Origin of the sequence: Pseudoalteromonas sp. 19-MNA-CIBAN-0066, assembly GCF_040308705.1 — a bacterium.
In the GTDB taxonomy this organism is placed as follows: Bacteria; Pseudomonadota; Gammaproteobacteria; order Enterobacterales; family Alteromonadaceae; genus Pseudoalteromonas; species Pseudoalteromonas nigrifaciens.
Map to the genome: position 1 here is coordinate 1 of NZ_JBEONZ010000311.1, position 252 is coordinate 252.

Below are 252 nucleotides of genomic sequence, written 5' to 3' on the forward strand. Positions count from 1 at the left end.
CTTTAGAGGACAACATAAATTACTAATATTATTTGTATTGTATGGCTCGAATATATTCAATAAGTTGGTCAACAGGAAGCGGCTTTGAGAAAAAGTATCCTTGAATCCTAATACCTTTATATCTAGATAAGTGTGTAATTAGCTTTTCATCTTCTACCCCCTCTACTACCACTTTTTTGCCTAAGTCATAACAAACTTTGATAATGGTATCTAAAAGCTTTCGTTCTTTCGTATCTTTATCCGCTCCAAGAG

At 33.3% G+C, this 252-nt stretch carries 1 protein-coding gene; it reads right to left on the reverse strand.

From position 1 onward, the window contains the following. Positions 1–28 precede the first annotated feature (28 nt). Positions 29–252, reverse strand: a 224-nt coding sequence (locus tag AAEZ18_RS19250) for an EAL domain-containing protein (RefSeq protein WP_352256039.1), incomplete at its 5' end; no start/stop codon positions are given.